Raw genomic sequence first — 19,114 nt, 5'->3', positions numbered from 1 at the left:
AACTTGCTGAATGTTTCAATCCATACCGCAAGAGGTCATTTCATACCATCTGTAAAGTGCCGTCGAGAAAGGGCAAACCGTAGATAAAGATCGAACTGGTTATCAAAGTGTAAACCAGTTTCACACCGATAATTGCGTGTTGCGGGAGTTAAATCGATGCAACAAACTCAGAATCGGGAAATTTCTTCCAGACACAGTTCGAAAGTAATGCAGACGGGATTTTCACCTCGCGCAAGGAACCCTCGTGTGATTGCGCCATTGGTATCGACCATTGCGATTTCCACGCGGGTCGCGTTGGAATCGCTGCTCACCACCCCGTGGAGAACAAACACTTCCGTGGCAATATCGTCAACAGTGCTTCCATCGATATAATGGGCACCAATGAGGCTGCCGATACTGCCCCGGACCGCAGCGTTTTCAATGCCGTGCTTCCGGCATATGGCTTCCAGGGTTTCGATGATGTCCTCATTGGGGGCAACGCGCGCAAAAACCATGCGCGAGCCCCGAGCATTCCGCGCGCTCCGCTGCACTGGATGGAACAGTGTAAATCCGGTTTCGGCATCCGGCTCGGAAACCATCGCAATAGTATCGACACCCCAAGCTGTCGCTCGGATCGGCTTACTGACAATTGTTTCATGCGGAAGGATGTGGCCGGCATTGCGGCTGCCATCAACCTCGTTCCAAATCGCATGACAGTGAATAAATGCTGCCCCATCGCGTTCGCCAAAGGTGACATTACCGCGCTCAAGTTGCGTTTCACCGGCAGGCGAATAATGGTCGCTATACCATGCAGCATGAACACCGTCGGTCGACAGAGCCGGCATCAGATAATGCAATGGCGCAAATGTGCCGCCCTCAATTGTGAGCGCCGCTGCACGGAAATTCTGCGCGAGCAAAGGGCGTGCGATAGCTTCGTTGATACTTATCCCGGGAGTAAGAATGAACTCAAACTTGCGTCCCTCACTCTCAAAACTCTCAAACCGCTGTGTTGCGATTGGGCCCGGCTGTATCAGGCTTCGTTTAGACACCTGCAACCGCCGAACAGCTTTGCCCGCCATCAACGGGGAGGCATACGCCTGTTATAAACCGCGCTTCATCCGATGCGAGAAAGACTGCTGCATTGGCCACGTCAAAAGCCGTTCCCATATGACCCATGGGTACAAGACGGTTTCGCTCACTCACCATCGCATCTATCGAATCGTAATTGCCTGAAATCTGCTTGTAGATCAGCGGTGTATCGATCAACCCGGGCATGATGCAATTGGCACGAATGCCATGTTTTGCATATTGCATGGCGAGCGCCACTGTTGCCTGATTGACGGCACCTTTGGCTGTATAATAGGCGAAATATGGATATCCGGTCCAACGTATCCCGGCGAGTGACGATATGTTGATGATCGCGCCGGTTTTCCTCTCCATCATATGGGGCAAGACAGCCTTTGCCGTACGGAAAACCGAACCGACATTGATATCGAGCGATGCCCGAAAGGCCTCCTCCTCAAGTTCTTCCGGGCCTCCCGCTGTCACAACGCCAACATTATTATGGAGAATATCAATGCGGCCGTGCTGCTGGATGGCTGTTTCGACGACTTCGGTCACAGAACGGCTATCGGTGACATCGACTGCAATTGCGATACCTGCCAGTCCTTCGCCTGAAATGACATCTGCCGTCTCTTTCGCAGAATCGATGCTCAAGTCAGCACAAAAAACCGTAGCACCTTCCCGGGCATAAGCCACAGCCGTGGCTTTGCCGTTGCTCCAGCCTTCACCCGAGGAACCGGCACCGAAAACAATTGCGATCTTGTCTTTCAATCGGTCTGTCATCAGAGGAATCCAATCGAAATCCAGGGTATGGCAGCAACCAGAATGGTGCCGACCACAAGCGCAGCAAGATAACCCCAGATTGGTCTCATTCCTTCATCCGGATTGACTCGGCCAATGGCGCAGGCCGCATAATAGCCCACACCGAATGGTGGTGCGAAAAGGCCAATGCCCATGGAGAGAATGACCACCATCGCATAGTGAACCTCATGCACACCAACCTGTTGCGCAATGGGAAACAGGAGCGGGCCGAAAAGGACGATTGCAGGAATACCTTCAAGCACGCTGCCAAGGATGATGAAGGCAACAATCGAAACAGCGAGGAACGTCGTAGGCCCTCCGGGCAATGCGCTCATGACCACCGCCAGATCACGGGAAAAGCCAGATTGCGTTAAAGCCCAGGCCATGGCTGTCGCCGCGCCGATGATCAGAAGGATTGCGCCGGACAATGAAGCCGTATCGACAAGCATCGGCTTCAAGCGCTTCCAATCGAATTGCCGGTAGATCAGCAGGCCCGCCAGAACAGCATAGACAATGCCGATGGTCGACACTTCTGTTGCGGTTGCCACACCTTCAACAACAGCTGCACGGATGATAAATGGCAAGGCCAGCGCCGGCAAGGCAATCAGGAACGCGCGGCCAATCTGGCTGCCAGTTGCTTTGGTTACGTGGGAAAGGTCTTCTTTGCGATAACGGTGCCTGACGACAAAGCACAGCATGATTGCAAGGACCACCCCCGGCAGCAATCCACCCGTAAACAATGCAGCAATTGAAACACCGGTCACCGAACCGATTGTAATCAGCACAAGGCTTGGTGGTATGGTTTCGGTCTGAGCCCCTGTTGCAGAGAGAAGCGCGACAAGTTCACCCGGCTTTGCGCCGCGTGCTTTCATTTCCGGAAACAATACGGGCGCAACGGCTGCCATGTCCGCCGCCTTCGCACCGGAAATACCGGAGACGAGATACATGGCACCGATGAGCACATAGGACAGGCCACCCCGGACATGCCCGAGCAGGCTGGCAAGAAACTGCACCATGGCGCGCGCCATTCCGGTCATTTCAATAAGCACACCGAGAAAAACGAAAAGCGGCACGGCCAGCAAAATGAGGTGTGACATGCCCTCATCCATGCGCCCGACAACAACCAGCATCGGGACATTTGTTGTCAATGACAGGTAACCAAACGTCGCCAAGCCAAAGGAGAAGGCAATCGGCACACCGCTCAATACGAGAGCAGCAACGATGCCTACGAAAAATATCAGCAGATTGAGATTGCCAAGCACCTTCAACGATGGACCAAGTAACCACAAGACAAACGCAATGGCACCGATGAGAAGGACAGCGGTGATGACATTGCGGAGATTGGAAACCTGCAGAAGCTTGATCAATGAGGAGACGATCATGAGTGCCGCACCGACCGGCAATGCCGCGGCGCGCCAGGCATTGGCAATCTCCAGTGCGGGCGTGGTTATGTAGGTTTCTTCATGGGCATAGTCATAGGCCGGATAAATGATCAACAGGAGAAAAGCCAGCGCACCGACCACCGCAACCACGTCGAAGAAAGCCCGACGCGCCGGGCTCATCATCCCAACGAGCGCGGTCATACGCATATGTTCGCCCCGGCGAAAGGCAACCACTGCGCCAAGCATCGCAAGCCAAAGGAAAAGGATCGACGCCAATTCGTCTGACCAGATCAACGGGCGATGCAAAACATAGCGTGCGACGATCCCGGCGAAGAGAATGACCACTTCCGCTATCACCAGAACAGCGACCGGATATTCGACCAGATGGCCAAGAAACCGGTCGCATTTTGAGAGGAAAGACCCGTCACCGCGTTGTGCGGGAGACAGGATGCTTTCTTCTCCTACAGTGACCGCACCTTCGGTTATTTTGATCCCGGCCATCGTCTGCGGCCTTTCAATCAAGCCAACTGCCCGACGACTTCTTCGAGAAGTCCCCAAGCCTCGTCGCCATACTTGCCCTTCCACTCGGAATAGAATCCGGCGCTGCGCAACGCCTCGCGGAAGGGTGCAGGGTCTGGCGTATTGAATTCGAGATTGTTGGCCTTCAAATCAGCCTGCAAAGTTTCGGTCAGTTTGGCGACATCGTCGCGCTCGGCCAGACCGGCAGCATTGATGTTTTTGGAAACGCTTTCCTTGATATCGTCGGGCAGTGCCTCCCAGGCACGGCGGTTCGACAGGAACCAGAACCCGTCCCACATATGGCTGGTCAAGGAGCAATATTTCTGAACTTCGTAAAGTTTTGCTGTCGAAATGATGGCGAGCGGATTTTCCTGCCCGTCCACCACTTTCGTTTGCAGCGACGAATAGACTTCATTGAAATTGATGCTGGCAGGCGATGACTGGAAAGCCGTGAACATGGAGGTCCACAAGGGGCTGACTGGCACACGAATCTTGAAATTCTTCAGATCGTCAGGCGTTACGATTGGCTTCGTGCTTGACGTGATGTGGCGGAATCCATTGTCCCAAATCTTGTCCATGGCGACAAGGTTGGACTTTTCGATTTGCGCGCGCACATAGGCCCCCAGATCGCCATCCATAGCCTTCCAGACCGTTGCACTGTCCGGGAAGGCAAAGCCGATACCGTTGATTGATGCGGCTGGGACCAGGGTGGAAAGAATAAGCCCGGAAAGGGTGAAAAACTCGACTGCACCCGACCGCAACTGGCTCAATGTATCCGTGTCAGAACCGAGCTGGCTTGAAGGAAAGATCGACAATTCAAACCGGCCACCCGTCTCTTCCTTGATCTTGTCGGCCGCCTCTTGGGCTCGAACGTTCATCGGATGCGAAACGGGCAGATTGTTGGCATATTTATAAGAGAACTCGGCAGCCATAGCCGGACGTCTCATAATAAACGGGCTGGCAACCAGCGTTGAGCCAGCAGCCAGCAAGATCTGGCGACGTGAAAAATTGTTCATTGAATTTCCTCCCGGGTATCCCTTGCAGTTCTGCGAACCTGCCGGATATGGCAACCTCCTTGCCATATCGACACTGCGATCCATATTATAGAATGCGCCCTCTCCTCGTTCTTGGAAAATCATAAACAAACAAAGCGGTCTTGCAATCATTTTTATGGCATTGTCTTATAAGATTAAATCTTGATCCACATTATGGACCTTTTGGGAAATGTAAATGGAACAGCGTTCCGCATCGACATCCGGCCTTAGCGGTGCACAAAGCGTAGACAGAGCACTCAGCCTGCTCAGCCTCGTCAGTTATTTCGGGGATCAGGGCGCCACCCTGAGCGAGCTTGTTGAACAAGGTGGTCTGAACAAGCCGACGACACGCCGACTGCTTCTTGCACTGATGCGTTCGGGCATGCTGGAGCAAGACAGCGTGACACGGCGTTATTTTCTCGGTGAGGAGGCGTATATTCTTGGCACATTGGCTTCGCGCCGCTATGGCTTGCTGCAAATTTCACGCGACAGCCTGACGACGCTGTCGGCCAAGACGGAAGACACGAGTTTCCTTTCGATTCAGCGGGAAACATCGTCCGTATGCCTGCATCGCGAGGAAGGAACGTACCAAATTCGCACCCATGCCTTGCAGGCGGGCTACCGGCATCCTCTTGGCGTTGGCGCAGGTTCGCTGGCCATTCTGTCAGCTTTGCCGGACGAAGAAATCGAAGTCATTCTGGAAGCAAACGATCCTGTGCTGCAAGCCGAATACCCCAATCTCGGCCAGTCTCAAATTCGAGAGGACATTGCCACGACACGGAAAACGGGCTTTGCGCTCAACCCGGGGCGAATTCTTGCAAACTCCTGGGCGATCGGCCTTGCGATACACCACCCTGATGGGCGACCTGCGGGTGCTTTGAGCATCGCCGCCATCGACAGCCGGATGCAGCCGGCACGTCAGATCGAGCTTGTCGCACTTATGCAAGTCGAGGCCAAAAAGATCGAGGCGAGGCTTGCACACCTCCAACCTTTGAATGGACGGACAAAACGCCCCGTCAATCCAGCAAGGCTGGGAACAAAGGTCGAGGGAGCAAACTGATGGCGCAGGCGGGGGGTTTGGCTATTGTGCCCATGAGCAAGCGTGTCATGAACCTTGCCAACTTTCTGAGTGAAACGGCGCGCCGCTTTTCCAATGAAATCGGGTTTGTCTGGGGAAGTGAACCGTGGACCTGGTCGCAGATCGATCAGCGCGTTAATGCGATGGCTACAGCTTTGCAGAGCAAATTTGGTGTTGCCAAGGGCGACCGGATTCTCATCCAGTCGCAAAACTGCAACCAGATGTTTGAATCGATGTTTGCCTGCTTCAGGCTTGGAGCCGTATGGGTACCGGCAAATTTCCGGCAAACCCCCGATGAGGTCGCCTATCTCGCAAGCGCCAGCGGCGCAAAGGGCATGATATGCGCAAACGCCTTTCCTGACCACGCCGCCGCATGCCGTGCTGCAAGCAAGGAGCTTGAATTCGTCATCAGTATTGGGGTCAGCAATTTTGGCGACGAATATGATAATCTGGTCGATGCATTTTCCGGCCAGACGATGGCAATGGCACAGGTTATCCACGATGACCCCTGCTGGTTGTTCTTTACGTCCGGCACGACCGGCAGACCGAAAGCCGCTATTTTAACGCATGGGCAGATGGCCTTCGTCATCACCAATCATCTTTGCGACCTTATGCCCGGAACAACCCACAAGGATGCCTCGCTCGTCGTTGCTCCTTTGTCTCATGGCGCAGGTATCCATCAGCTGACGCAGGTTGCGCGCGGTGCAAAAACCATTTTGCTGCCCACGGAAAAGTTCGACGCGGCGGAAGCCTGGCGACTGGTGGAAAAATGGCGGGTGACCAACATGTTCACCGTCCCGACAATTCTCAAGATTCTTACCGAAAACCCCTCTGTTGCAACCTATGATCATTCGTCGTTGCGTTATGTAATTTATGCTGGCGCTCCAATGTATCGTACGGACCAGATTCACGCACTGAAGACCATCGGGCCGGTCCTCGTTCAATATTTTGGCCTCGGCGAAGTAACAGGAAACATCACTGTTTTGCCTCCCGCATATCATTTTGCAGAAGACAATGCGGAGACAAAACCTGGCACTTGCGGCTTTGCCCGCACCGGGATGCAGATATCCATTCAGGATGATAATGGAAGCGAACAGCCTGCAGGTATAACGGGCGAAATCTGTGTCATAGGTCCGGCGGTATTTGCGGGCTATTACAACAATCCTGAAGCCAACGAGAAAGCGTTCCGCAATGGCTGGTTCCGCACTGGCGACCTTGGCCATCTCGACGATGAAGGCTTTCTTTTCATCACCGGCCGCGCTTCCGATATGTATATTTCTGGTGGTTCCAATGTTTACCCCCGGGAGATCGAAGAAAAAATCCTCACTCATCCGGACATAAGCGAAGTTGCCGTGATTGGTACTCCTGATCCTGTCTGGGGTGAGGTCGGGCTCGCAATCTGCGTCGCAAAATCCGGCGTAACACCCGACGGCGCGGCCATTATTGATTGGCTTGGAAACAAAATGGCCCGGTACAAACTGCCCAAGCGCATTGTATTCTGGCCGGAAATGCCAAAGTCCGCATATGGAAAAATTGCCAAGAAGCTGATACGGGACGAGCTCATCAGGCGAAACGAACTCGACGCCTGACCCCTTCAAATTTGGGCAGGCTGCGTGTGGAAACAAAAGAGATCGCGATTATCGGGGGTGGCCCCGCCGGTCTGGCAGCAGCAGAGGCAATGTCTCTCTCCGGCCACTCAATAACTGTCTATGACAGCATGCCAACGCTTAGCCGGAAGTTTCTTCTGGCTGGAAAATCTGGGCTGAATCTCACCCATGCGGAAGACTATGCGCAATTTGTGACGCGCTTTGGCTCGGCGTCAGATCGTTTGCGCCCTGCCCTTGATGCCTTCAGTCCCGAGGCCGTTCGCATATGGGCAGAAGAACTTGGCGTTGAAACCTTCATTGGCACTTCCAGGCGGGTCTTTCCAAAAGCAATGAAAGCTTCGCCTCTCCTGCGCTCATGGTTAAAACGGCTGGAATCACGAGGTGTAAAAATTCGCACACGTCATCGATGGATCGGGTTTTCAGGGAAAGATTCTCTGTTTGATACGCCGGAAGGTCAGGTGACGATCCGGCCCGACGCGGCACTCCTCGCACTGGGTGGCGCGAGTTGGCCACGCCTTGGGTCTGATGCCAATTGGGTGCCATGGCTGCAAAATGCCGGTGTTAATGTTGATAGCTTTCAACCGGCAAATTGCGGTTTTGATGTCGTATGGGATGAGATATTTCAAGAACGTTTCGCCGGAGCGCCCGTCAAATCCGTTACAGCGACGTCTGATGCGGGAACCATTCCCGGCGAGTTTGTCATTTCCCGCCATGGTATTGAAGGCAGTCTCGTTTACGCACATGCAGCGAGCCTTCGTGATCGACTTGCAACCCATGGAAAGGCCGCGCTTGTTGTGGACCTGATGCCGGGACGAACATTGGAGCGCTTGAATCAGGATTTGGCAAGGCAAGGTGGCAAGGCGAGCTTTTCGAACCGCCTACGCAAAGGTGCAGGGATTGACGGAGTGAAACTGGCTTTGCTGCGTCATTTCGCTAGCGAAACCGATCTGGCCAATCCGGAACGTATTGCGGGACTCATCAAGCATTTGCCCATCTCAGTTTCAAAGCCGCGCCCAATCGCAGAGGCAATATCCTCCGCAGGCGGTATTCGTTGGGACAGTGTTGACGAAAACTACATGCTCAAAGCAATCCCCGGTCTTTTCGCTGCCGGAGAAATGCTTGATTGGGAAGCGCCGACAGGGGGATATCTGCTCACGGCCTGCTTGGCCACAGGCCGCGCAGCAGGGCGCGGCATTGCCGAATGGCTAAAGCGCTAACCATTTTTTTATGCCAATTGCCGACAGAAAGTCTTCATCATGGCTAACGATAAGCAGTGCACCGCCATAAGCATTTAAGGCCGTTTCGATCGCTTCAATCGACATAAGGTCAAGATGGTTGGTAGGCTCATCAAGGATGAGCAAATCAGGAGGCGAATTGCCGCCGAGCACGCAGGCCAGCCCGGCGCGTAGCATCTCTCCCCCGCTTAAGGAGGAGACCAGCCGCAGTGCACTATCGGCGCGGAAAAGAAACCGCGCCAATGCAGCGCGGCAATCATTGTCTGTGCTGGCAGGATTCAGGCGTTTGAAATTTTCAAGGATCATGCTTGCAGGATCAAGCAGGCTCACATTCTGGTCCAGCATGGCGAATGGCCCCGAGCGCTGAATTCTTCCGCTCGTTGGAAGAAGCTCGCCCATTGCCAGGCGAAGGAGTGTGGTTTTGCCTGAACCATTAGGGCCGGTAATGGCCATACGCTCACGGCCGGTCATGGTAAAAGAAAGCTGGTTGATTATCGGGTTGCCTTCACCCGGCCCGCCAGTCACCTCGTCAAACACGATCACGGTTTTTCCACAAGCTATCGTGGAGGCGCCGATCTCGAAAGTGAACGACTTCATCCGCTCAATGTTCGACGTGGCCGATTGCAATTCCTGCTCTGCCTTTTGGCGTTGCCGGTCCGCCAGTTTCTTGCCACGTCCCGAGGTTTTCTGCGCGCGATCTTCTCTTGCATCCAGAATGAGTTTGCTAAGGCCTGCTTTGCCGCGTGAACGTTTTCCGGCGAAATCCTTTTTTGCCTTGCGCTCTGCCACGATCTGTATTCTGGAAGCAAGCTCCGCAGCATTGCGTTCGGCAACAACCATCTCACGCTCTGCTGCTTCTATTTCCCGGTCTTTCTGCTCTTTATAGGCATCCCAATTGCCGCCATAAGTTTTTACACCAAGACCGGACAGCTCGATAATCCGATCCATTTGACGAAGTATCTGCCTGTCATGGCTGACAACCAATGCTCCGCCTTTCCAGTGCAAAAGGAAATCTGCAACGGCCTCCCTGCCCTCATGATCAAGATTGTTGGTGGGTTCATCAAGCAGGATCAGGTCCGGCTTGCTGAATATCAGGGCGGCAAGTGCCACTCTGGTTCTTTGCCCCCCACTCAACGTCGATAGATCGCGCATGGGATCGCAGTCTTGCAATCCCACTTGCGCCAAGGCACCGGTCAATCGCGATTCCAGAGTCCAGTCCGCTTCTTCAGGATCAGCAGGAGCACCATTGCCAGCCACTATACGCTGTATCGTTTGGTATGCGCCAGCGACGCCCAGCGCTTCGATAATCGTTCTGCCCCCTGAAGCTTGAACAGATTGTTCCAGAACGCCAATCGAGCACGATCGGCTGATTGTGCCGGTTTGCGGTACATGGTGACCCATGATGAGTTTTAGAAGGGTAGATTTGCCTGCACCATTGCGCCCGACAAGGCCGGTGCGCGTATGATCGAGGCTTAGATCCAGCGATTTAAAAAGTTCGCGGCCTTCAGCCGTAGTGTAGGAGACATTCTGTAAAACAAGGAGAGATGACATTACCAACCGATATTTCCATTGCGAATAGGGCGAATGAAGTTTCGGTTGTCATTTTCACTGTCGTAAGCTCCTGCGTATGTCCGTACAGGTAAGTGCCGAATTTTGCAAAATCAAGGCAATGATTTCAATGGCCTGTCATTGATCTGTCTGCTGGCGGGAAATATTCATCTCGGTGCGCTCTCTTGCCATGGCGGTAACGGCGGAACGAAGACCCGGATAACGCGATGCGAAAACATTGAAATCCCTGCGATCCAGGACAAGGAACTGGCAGAAGTCGATAGCCACGACATCCGCAGTGCGCCGCCCGCCGCTCAAGAGTGCCATTTCGCCAAAAAATGCACCGGCTTTCAACGGAACATCACCACTGTCCAGCCGAACTTCCACAGCACCGGAGACGATGAAATACATGCCGTCACCCCGATCGCCAACGCGAATAACGCGCTCGCCGGGAGATGCTGATTTGGGCCGGAACAGCAGGAACAACTCTTCGCGCGATGTCTTGTCGAGCTGTGAGAAAAGGGGAAATGTCTCAATAAGCTGTTTCAATTCCTGCTGGTGTTTCTTGTCGCGTTCCTCACCCACAGCCCTGATGGTTGCGAGTTCGCGCTCCAGCCGCTCGTGCCTGATTTTCCCATGCCGGTCACACCAGATCGGCCACTTTGCAAAGGCCGTCTTTTTCAGCTTCTCGGCGGTGGCAAAAATCAACGGGTTGAGTGTAATCGAAAGGATCGCGCCCGCCAGAATAAGGTCCTGCCCCTCTTTGGGCAGAAGTTTCAGCGAAACTCCCAGTCCTGCGAGGATGAAGGAGAATTCGCCAATCTGCGCAAGTCCTGCCGCAACAGTCAGCCCCATGCCAACCGGATAACGCAGAGCCAGCATGATCCCCAGAGCAATGACGGATTTTCCAAGGATAATGATCAGCAAAGTTCCTATGACTGCCAATGGTTCGCGCAAGAGGATGGATGGATCAAACAACATCCCGACTGATATGAAAAACAGAACCGAGAACGCGTTCTGAAGCGGCAGTGAATCCGCAGCAGCTCTGTGGCTGAGATTTGATTCACTCATGACCACGCCTGCAAAGAAGGCGCCCAAGGCAAATGACACACCAAAGACTTCAGCAGAACCGAATGCGATTCCCAATGCGATGGCCAGGACAGAAAGGGTGAACAATTCGCGCGAGCCGGTGCGGGCGATCAGTGTGAGAAGCCACGGAACCACCTTGGGACCAAGATAGGCTGCCATTACTGCAAAGGCCGTAACTTTAAGCAGCGTAATCACAAGGTTCGACGCAAGCTGCGTTCCGCTAATGCCTGTGCCGGAGGCTCCAAGAACTTCAGCCAATGCCGGAAGCAGAACCAACGCCAGGACCATGCCCAGATCTTCTACGATCAGCCAGCCGACCGCGACCCGGCCACTGGCGCTGTTTACAAGATTGCGCTCTTCCAGCGCCTTGAGAAGCACAACCGTACTTGCCACAGAAAGGCTAAGCCCGAAAACAACACCGGCCCCGATGCCCCATCCGAAAAAAGAACTAAGGCCGATACCCAACAGACTGGCAAGGAGGATTTGGATGACCGCCCCTGGCACAGCAATGTTACGAACGGCCAGAAGTTCTGAAGCTGAAAAATGCAATCCCACGCCGAACATGAGCAGAATGACACCCATTTCGGAAAGCTGGCCTGCAAGATCGCTGTCAGCAATAAAGCCGGGCGTAAAAGGCCCCAGAAGAATGCCTGCGAAAAGATATCCCACCAGTGGCGGTAGCCACAATCGATCAGCCAGATAGCCGCAGATTGCTGCGGCGACGAAGCTGACGGCAACTGTCGAGATCAAGGCTACTTCGCTATGCACATCAACCCTTGGTGTTCCAAATTGTCATTGGTGGGTGAAACTATGGAGCACGAGGCCCGGGCTTTTCAGCCCAAAGTTTCGATAAGAACGCTTACCACCAAATGCAACCAGAATCTTGAGTGCCGGGCTGAATGTCGTATCGCACCCTAACGCGTAGGCTTCAATATTCTATCGGTCATGACGGCGTTACTACCCCGGAGACCGGAGCAGCGCCTGCGCCATGCAGTGGATTCCGCCGCCGGTTTTGGAAATCTCGCTCATATCGACTGCCGCAACTTCAAATCCTGTCGCCCTCAGCTTCTCGATCAACGTCTTGCTTGATGTCGGGGCGATGATGCGATCCTTGCCCAGCGACATGAAATTGCATCCAAGATTCATCGTATCCTGAAAAGGCACGTCGATGATCTCGTGTCCCTTTGCTTTGAGCCAATCGACAATGCCAGGTTCCGTACAGGCCAGGCAAACAGCAGTGAGCTTTGGGGCAATCGGCACAACCATCAGGTCAATGTGAACATAGTACTCATCGATGAAGGCCAACCGCGTTTCCCAACCCTCCTTGCGGAACCACTCCTCGACTTGACGCGCACCCTCCTCTTGCGTGCGGGCGCCGCCGCATCCGATCAGGACGCAGCCTTCCTCGATGACGTTAAAATCGCCTCCCTCGAAAGTTCCGGCTGTGACCATATCGTAGATTGGAATACCAAGCCGTTCATAGGTACGGATAGCGGCGTAGTTTTCTCCGCGTCGCCACCAGTTCGCCATGGCGGTGATGATTGCACCATAGGGTGTCATGACGCTGGAATCGCGGGAATAAACCTGCATCGGCAGTTCCGGCTCCGGCTCGTGCCAGTGAATATTAACGCCGAAATGTTCGTAGGCGGCCACCAGCTCTTTATGCTGTGCCTGTGCGGTTTGAATGTTGCATGGTGCTTCCCGCAAGTATTTGCGCGAAAGCGAGCTGGTTGCCATATGGCGCAGGAACGCCGGCGATCCGAGCAGCACATCAGTCAAAGGATCAGTTTCATTGCGAAAACCCCAATTGGCAAGCGGCTTTGTCGCGCCATTGGGGTTACGCCGCCTCAATGTGAAGGCATCCGCATCAAAACCATTTTCGTGACGGGTCATTGCTTTCTCCTCATTATGCGGGGTTTGGTATCCACCATTCGGTTCCGCGCGCTGTTGTTATGTATTCGGGCCAACGGAAATGAATTGGCGGTTCGTAGTCGCATAGCGGCGCGATCCATTTGGAACCGCCGACACCGCCACCTGTCCGTTCGATAAACTCGTCTTTTGCCGCACGACGGGCCTCGCCATCTTCAAGCAAGCGCAATGCCGTCAGGGTTATTGTCTTTGCAGCGCAAACAATCATCGGATCAATCGTTTCGGATATCCCGCCAAGGGCATTCATGACCCAGCCGGGATAGGCTTTCCCCTTTGGCGCTTTCAATGCCGGGCGGGCAACGTAGAAGCGCACTGTCGGCGCATGCCATGTCATGTCAGTATAGTCATCAGAGGTCGAATTAAGCTGTGATGGCGGCAGGTCGTGCCGCAATATGGCTTCAGCATCCTGCGGCGAGATCAACCGTTCGCACGCGTCCAGAAAAGGCTCGGCCATGGCTTCAAAACCGGCATTGACCTGAATTTCCCGCGCGATGGCTTTTGCAGCATCGTCCCATTGCGGAGCACCAACATGACTGAGCGCTTCCCAGGTAATGTTGGCCATTGCGTGATTGGCAAGACCAGGGCGGGATTTGCAAACCCAGTGCCGCTCGACCCTGCAACCGGAAATTGCCGCAGCATGCTCGGCGTTTCGATCCAAGGCGGCGGTGATCTGCTCAGCCATGGCGATAGTCGGAACGCGCATCATGTACTGAATTTCGGCAAGCCCGGCCGGCAGATTGTCCGCCGTCGCCTGCCCCGCGGTAAGGATTGCCTCGCTGATTGACCAGCCGCCCTGATGCGGCAACATGGAATCGCGCAATGCTTTCGACGCCATATACATCATCATCAGCGCGTCATTGGCCCCGGGCGCGCGCACTGCAGAATGCGATTGGGGAATGGGTGCGCCATCGCTTAGCCCCCAAAGCTCGGGTTGATCACAGACAAAGCGATAGATCATCGAATATGCGGCGCCGCAATGCGTATCCCACCGTACTGTGTTGCATAAGGGAAGCATGTAGAACGGATGAAACGAGATCATGCCATCCAATCCGTCATAGTAACCCTTGGCTGCATGGATAGGCTTGGAGCCGCGCACTTTCTCTGCTGGTTCGCCGGTAAATCGCAAGGTTCCGGCAATACCGTGTTTTTCCATTGCGGCCTTTGTGGCCAGCAAGCCTCCGAGAGCAGCGATTCCGAGACCCGAATGCGGGTCCGTATGACCACCAGCATGCTCACTCAGTCCGGAGCGTGGTTGCCTGGCCGTTGAGGCTGCCTGACAATTGCCCGGCACGGCATCATACTCTGCATACATGCCAATGGTTGGCGCATGTCCCGTCGTTCCGGCTTTACTGGTCCAATGCGCGCAAAATGCAGTCGGCATGCCAGCCGAACCGGCCTCTACATCAAAGCCTTCCTGCCGCAGACGCCGGACATACCAATCTGCAGATCGGTATTCGCGCCAGGCGGTTTCTCCGAAATCAAAGATCGTGCGTGCCGATGCCGAGAGATCAGCCTTGTGTTCATCAATGAAATTGAGTGCCGATACAGATGCTTCCGTAACCACGATTATCTCCCGTTGAACGTCAGATAATCATCTGGAAGCAGGGAGAAAAAGTGATATGTTTTCTCAAAACGTGCAAATTCTATTCACCTCTTATCGAGAGCATCGCATGCGAATACCCTCAACTCAGGCACTGCGCGCACTGGAAAGTTTTGCCAGACATGGCAGCGTTTGGCGGTCTGCGGAGGAACTGCACCTGACCCGAAGTGCGGTCAGTCACCAGCTCCGCCTGTTGGAGCGTGATCTTGGATTTGAGCTTTTGCAGCGGGATGGCAAAGGCGTTACCCTTACGCCAAGAGGACGAAAATACGCCAATGATGTGCGCAAGGCGCTCATTGTCATTGACGATGCTGGCGGGCGTCATAGCCCTGCAAGTACCGGCGGAACATTGACCGTGAGCTGCACGTCCGGCTTCGCATCGCTTTGGCTATGCACGCATATTGCGGAGTTTCAGGAGAAGTATCCCGACATCGCTCTGCGCATTGTCACTCCGCGCAAACTTGATGATGTAACAGCGCCTGGCATTGACCTGTTCATTGCTTTCGGTGACGGCAACTGGCCCAACCGAGCTGTTGATTTGCTCTGCGAAATTGAATTTACGCCCCTGTGCAGCCCCGTTCTCCTCAACAAGCTCGGCGGATTGGCCGAACCCAAGGACATATTGCGAGCACCCTTGCTGCATCTGGTTGATTTTGAGGATTGGACGCTCTGGCTGGCGCTGGCAAATGTTGACAATCCCGATTCAGAACGGGGGATTGTGTTCTCGGACATGAATCTTGTGTTTTCGGCGGCAATCACCGCGCAGGGGATAGCAATCGGCGACAAGCTGACATGTCGAAAGGCAATGCGGGGCGGCCAGCTCATTCAGCCTTTCGATCTCGCGATCAAATCACCAAAGTCGTACTTTCTTGTTACAGACTATGCGAGAATGGATCACCCGGCGCAGCTTGCATTCACACAATGGCTGAAGTCCCGGCTTTCCAAAACCCGCAACGCTTAAATCGCATCGTGACACAGACCATAAGGTGGCGTGAATTATTTTCACGTGTCAGGGTAATATAATTCAATTGTCGTAATGGCAGATTGTGCCTAGGCTTCATGCAAAAGAAGGGGAAAGAGGTTCAATCAATGCCTCAAAGCATGCAGCTGGGCGACGCGAAAGCCGCCGAGATCAAGGCTATTTCGATTGGCAAGACATTTGGTGCATTTCATGCGCTCAAAGACCTCTCGCTCGACATAAAGCGAGGTGAGTTCTTAACCCTGCTGGGACCTTCCGGTTCCGGCAAAACCACCTTTCTGATGATACTGGCGGGTTTCCTCGCCCCCACATCAGGCAAGCTTGTGATGGATGGCAAAGATATCACCAGTGTGCCCGCCGAGGATCGCTCTTACGGAATGGTCTTTCAGGGTTATGCCCTCTTCCCGCATCTGACGGTCGAACAAAACATCGCTTTTCCACTCAAGGTGCGCCGCCGCTCTGCTGCCGATATCAAGCGTAGGGTGGGCGAAATGGTTGAGCGGGTAGGCCTTGTCGGCCATGAGAAAAAACTGCCAGCCAAACTTTCCGGTGGCCAGCAGCAACGCGTTGCGCTTGCCCGCGCCCTGGCCTTCGAACCTTCGGTCCTGCTGCTGGACGAGCCTTTTTCAGCTCTCGACAAAAATCTGCGCGAGATGATGCAGGAAGAAGCCAAGCGGCTGCATCAGGAAACGGGTACGACCTTTGTCTTTGTCACACATGATCAATCAGAAGCACTTGCTTTGTCGTCTCGCGTTGCCATCTTCAATCATGGCGAACTCCTGCAAGTTGGCAAACCACAGGATGTTTACGAGCGACCGGCAAACCGCTTTGTGGCCGAGTTTCTTGGCGAGATCAATCTCCTGCCGCTGGATACTGTCCAGCTGGATGGCGAGCGTGCCGCAGGCAGGTTTGAAGACCAGACAATCGTTGTAGACAAATCGGCAGCGCTTGCGGGAAGAGCCGCCCTAGCCGCCGTACGGCCCGAACATATGATCATTTCTCCGGACCGGAACGAGAACTGCAATACCATCACCTGCCGGGTCGAAGGGGCAACATATTTCGGCGCTTCGACCAAGTATCATTTGCGAACGCGCACCGGAACGAGCCTGGCAGTTTCCATGCCAACAGCAACAACATCGCCCATAGCACCCAACACAAATGTGTGGGTGTCATGGCCGGTGCATCAGGGCTTTTTGCTGCCGAATGGGAGTTAGGCTGCATTCAGGAATGTGACAACAACAATCCAGAGGGAAACAGAATGGATAACGCATTTCAAAAAGACTGCCTCGAAATACTTGCCAGCAAAGTCGAGCGGGGCGAGATAAGCCGCAGGCGCTTTACACAGATGGCCGCGATCTTTCTGGCAGGTGCGCCAGCGCTTCTTCGCTCCACCGGTTCATATGCACAGGCCAAGGAGCTTGTGCTGGTCAATTGGGGCGGCGACGCCATGACCGCCTATGACAAGGCCTATGGCCAGCCATTCACCAAGGAAAGCGGTGTAACCGTCAAGATGGATGGCTCAGGCCCAACGGAAGGTGCCATTACTGCCCAGTTCAAAAGCGGCAAACCCAGTTGGGATCTACTCGATATTGATCCCTTCTCCGGTATTTCGCTCGGCAAACAGGGCATGCTTGAGCCAATCGATTATACGATTGTCGACAAGAACAAGATGCGGCCGGGCTTTGGTTGGGACACGGCAGCATCCACCTATTTCTTCTCATACATCATTGCCTATGACTCATCGAAGTTTGGCGATCAGGTGCCGACCGGCATGGCCGATTTCTTCGACGTGAAAAAGTTCCCCGGCGAACGCTCCATGTACAAATGGGGTGCAGCCATGTGGGAAGCAGCTTTGATGGCCGATGGCGTTGCTCCGGAAAAACTTTACCCGCTTGATCTCAAGCGTGCGCACGACAAGATTGCTGCGTTTAAAGAGAATGTGGTGGCCTATTGGGGCGGTGGCGCAGAAAGCCAGTCCGTCTTGATGGATGGTGAGGCGTCCATGGCATTGATCTGGTCGACGCGCGCGCAAATTATCGAGCAGGACTCTGGCGGCACGATCAAGTTCATCTGGGATCAGGGTCTGATCTCACCCGGTGCTTTGGCCGTCATGAAAAACAACCCCGGCGGCAAGGACAATGCGATGAAATTCATCGCCAGTGCCCAAACGCCCGAGCGGCAACTCGAAATGTTCAATCTCCTGGGTCAGGGACCGGCAAACCCGGCGACCGACGCGCTGATCCCGGACGACAAGAAGCGGATAAATTGCGTTGACCCCGCGAACATGGCCAAACAGGTCCCGCTGGACATGGAATGGTATGCAGAAAACTACGGCAAGGCATTCGACGAATATACAAAAGTCATTTCTGCCTGAATGAAATGGCGCGGGGCCGCTGATCTCGCGCCATTCTCGACAGATTGCAACAAGGGACGGTGAATGAGCGGCAAGTCGACAACTTCCAGAAAAATTCTTCTACTGGCACCACTGCTCCTGTTTCTGGGACTCGCCTATGTCGTGCCTTTTCTGGGTGTGGTCCGTTGGAGCTTCACATTGCCGGAAACAGGTCTTGGTCAGTATATGGCCGTGTTTACCGATCCGCTCGTCCAGTCTGTTTTTATTCGCACGCTGCGCATTTGCCTGATTGTAACCGCTGCATCGCTCATCACAGCTTACGCCATTGCCTATGTCTGGGTGCGCGGCAATTCGGTCCAACGCGCTCTTGCCGAGTTCTGTATTCTTGTCCCATTCTGGATTTCCGTGCTTACTCGCGCTTTTGGCTGGCTGGCAATGTTGTCTAACCGTGGTTTGATCAATACATGGTTGCAATCGGCGGGTATTATCAGCGAACCACTGGCCCTGGCGCGCAATGAATTCGGCGTCATTGTCGGCATGACGCATTTCCTCATACCCTTTGCAGTGTTTCCCATCGCATCAGCCATGCGCAGCATTGATGAGCGTGTATTGCTGGCAGCGCGTGGCATGGGCTCATCGAGGGCTCGCACATTCTGGACAGTTTTCGTACCTCTGACCTATGGCGGTCTGATCGGTGCCGCGCTCATTGTCTTCGTGTTTGCACTCGGCTTCTTCATCACACCGGCGATTCTTGGCGGCGGCCGAAGCGTCATGGTGGCGGAACTGGTTTATCTGCGTATATTCCAGAGTCCTGACTGGGGACTTGGTGCTGCAATCAGCGTGGTACTGGTGCTCTTCATCGGCATTTTACTGGCATTGCTGCGGCGTTTCATCAAACCTGCGCATATGGTGGGGTAAG

General features: G+C 54.2%; 15 protein-coding genes. 7 read left to right on the top strand and 8 right to left on the bottom strand.

What is annotated here, in order from left to right; genetic code table 11:
• Positions 1-167 precede the first annotated feature (167 nt).
• From ACYJL1_RS25380 to ACYJL1_RS25365, 4 genes are read right to left on the bottom strand one after another with little or no spacing between them, the layout of a single operon-like run.
• Entirely contained in the window at positions 168-1,028 is an 861-nt protein-coding gene (locus tag ACYJL1_RS25380; RefSeq protein ID WP_460899852.1) for a PCC domain-containing protein, read from the bottom strand.
• Positions 1,021-1,824, bottom strand: coding sequence for an SDR family NAD(P)-dependent oxidoreductase (locus ACYJL1_RS25375; RefSeq protein ID WP_460899851.1), 804 nt, complete (start codon positions 1,822-1,824; stop codon positions 1,021-1,023). Before ACYJL1_RS25375 ends, ACYJL1_RS25380 begins: the two co-directional genes overlap by 8 nt.
• A complete protein-coding gene (locus tag ACYJL1_RS25370) occupies positions 1,824-3,725 on the bottom strand; it encodes a TRAP transporter large permease (RefSeq protein ID WP_460899850.1) in 1,902 nt (633 codons plus the stop codon). The genes ACYJL1_RS25375 and ACYJL1_RS25370 overlap by 1 nt, the downstream gene beginning before the upstream one ends.
• 17 nt (positions 3,726-3,742) lie before the next feature.
• Positions 3,743-4,759 carry a TRAP transporter substrate-binding protein gene (locus ACYJL1_RS25365; protein WP_460899849.1) on the bottom strand — a complete coding sequence of 339 codons (1,017 nt, stop codon included), beginning with the start codon at positions 4,757-4,759 and terminating at the stop codon, positions 3,743-3,745.
• A gap of 214 nt (positions 4,760-4,973) precedes the next feature.
• On the opposite strand from ACYJL1_RS25365, the gene ACYJL1_RS25360 reads away from it, so the two are divergent.
• Genes ACYJL1_RS25360 through ACYJL1_RS25350 form a run of 3 tightly spaced genes read left to right on the top strand, consistent with a single transcriptional unit; the run spans position 4,974 to position 8,679 of the window.
• Positions 4,974-5,837 carry an IclR family transcriptional regulator gene (locus tag ACYJL1_RS25360; RefSeq protein WP_460899848.1) on the top strand — a complete coding sequence of 288 codons (864 nt, stop codon included), beginning with the start codon at positions 4,974-4,976 and terminating at the stop codon, positions 5,835-5,837.
• Positions 5,837-7,444 (top strand): acyl-CoA synthetase, encoded by a 1,608-nt coding sequence (locus tag ACYJL1_RS25355; protein ID WP_460899847.1) that lies wholly within the window; start codon positions 5,837-5,839, stop codon positions 7,442-7,444. The genes ACYJL1_RS25360 and ACYJL1_RS25355 overlap by 1 nt, the downstream gene beginning before the upstream one ends.
• A 26-nt stretch (positions 7,445-7,470) precedes the next feature.
• A complete protein-coding gene (locus tag ACYJL1_RS25350) occupies positions 7,471-8,679 on the top strand; it encodes a TIGR03862 family flavoprotein (RefSeq protein ID WP_460899846.1) in 1,209 nt (402 codons plus the stop codon).
• Here the strand turns inward: ACYJL1_RS25350 and ACYJL1_RS25345 are convergent.
• The 4 genes from ACYJL1_RS25345 to ACYJL1_RS25330 all read right to left on the bottom strand — a co-directional run bounded on the left by ACYJL1_RS25345 (position 8,668) and on the right by ACYJL1_RS25330 (position 14,827).
• Positions 8,668-10,248 carry an ABC-F family ATP-binding cassette domain-containing protein gene (locus tag ACYJL1_RS25345; protein WP_460899845.1) on the bottom strand — a complete coding sequence of 527 codons (1,581 nt, stop codon included), beginning with the start codon at positions 10,246-10,248 and terminating at the stop codon, positions 8,668-8,670. The genes ACYJL1_RS25350 and ACYJL1_RS25345 overlap by 12 nt on opposite strands.
• A gap of 135 nt (positions 10,249-10,383) precedes the next feature.
• Complete coding sequence (locus ACYJL1_RS25340; RefSeq protein ID WP_460899844.1) at positions 10,384-12,102, bottom strand: cation:proton antiporter domain-containing protein; 1,719 nt, start codon at positions 12,100-12,102, stop codon at positions 10,384-10,386.
• Positions 12,103-12,291: 189 nt separating this feature from the next.
• Positions 12,292-13,227: a dimethylarginine dimethylaminohydrolase family protein gene (locus ACYJL1_RS25335; protein WP_460899843.1), complete on the bottom strand. Its 936-nt coding sequence runs from the start codon at positions 13,225-13,227 to the stop codon at positions 12,292-12,294.
• Positions 13,228-13,240: 13 nt separating this feature from the next.
• Positions 13,241-14,827: a zinc-binding metallopeptidase family protein gene (locus ACYJL1_RS25330; RefSeq protein ID WP_460899842.1), complete on the bottom strand. Its 1,587-nt coding sequence runs from the start codon at positions 14,825-14,827 to the stop codon at positions 13,241-13,243.
• Positions 14,828-14,933: 106 nt separating this feature from the next.
• On the opposite strand from ACYJL1_RS25330, the gene ACYJL1_RS25325 reads away from it, so the two are divergent.
• The 4 genes from ACYJL1_RS25325 to ACYJL1_RS25310 all read left to right on the top strand — a co-directional run bounded on the left by ACYJL1_RS25325 (position 14,934) and on the right by ACYJL1_RS25310 (position 19,113).
• A complete protein-coding gene (locus ACYJL1_RS25325) occupies positions 14,934-15,824 on the top strand; it encodes a LysR substrate-binding domain-containing protein (RefSeq protein WP_460899841.1) in 891 nt (296 codons plus the stop codon).
• A gap of 128 nt (positions 15,825-15,952) precedes the next feature.
• Complete coding sequence (locus ACYJL1_RS25320; RefSeq protein WP_460899840.1) at positions 15,953-17,056, top strand: ABC transporter ATP-binding protein; 1,104 nt, start codon at positions 15,953-15,955, stop codon at positions 17,054-17,056.
• Positions 17,057-17,100: 44 nt separating this feature from the next.
• Complete coding sequence (locus tag ACYJL1_RS25315) at positions 17,101-18,216, top strand: ABC transporter substrate-binding protein (protein ID WP_460899839.1); 1,116 nt, start codon at positions 17,101-17,103, stop codon at positions 18,214-18,216.
• 63 nt (positions 18,217-18,279) lie between these two features.
• The gene (locus ACYJL1_RS25310; protein WP_460899838.1) at positions 18,280-19,113 is read left to right on the top strand and encodes an ABC transporter permease; all 834 of its coding nucleotides are present in this window, start codon (positions 18,280-18,282) and stop codon (positions 19,111-19,113) included.
• The last annotated feature ends 1 nt before the right edge of the window (position 19,114 follow it).

The organism is Phyllobacterium sp. K27 (assembly GCF_054796155.1).
Note: the sequence above shows the minus strand (reverse complement) of the source record. Positions and strands in the feature narration are given on the sequence as shown.